Genomic DNA, 240 nt, shown 5'->3' with positions numbered 1-240 from the left:
GCCGCCAGTCGCTGCAGGATCAGGGCCTCGGCCGCGCGATCCGCCTGGGTGACGGGGCTGTCGTCGGACTTGGTCTCGACCGCCGTGCCGGCCCGCCAATAGGGCAGGATCAGCCGCGCGGCCTCCTCTGCGATCTCGGCGATGGCCAGGGACAGCGCGCCGGACGTCAGATCGCGCTCAAGAGCAGGTGTGGAGGAGGTCGTCATTGGCGGGTCGATAGACCATCCGGGCGGTTCCATG

Annotated in this window: 1 pseudogene; it reads right to left on the bottom strand. The window is 70.0% G+C overall.

What is annotated here, in order from left to right:
* Positions 1-206 (bottom strand): annotated as a pseudogene (locus CVH10_RS23975) (hypothetical protein); the annotation flags it as partial.
* Positions 207-240: the final 34 nt, after the last annotated feature.

It is taken from the genome of Halomonas sp. ND22Bw, from assembly GCF_003011945.1.
Classification (GTDB): domain Bacteria; phylum Pseudomonadota; class Gammaproteobacteria; order Pseudomonadales; family Halomonadaceae; genus Halomonas; species Halomonas halophila.
Note: the sequence above shows the minus strand (reverse complement) of the source record. Positions and strands in the feature narration are given on the sequence as shown.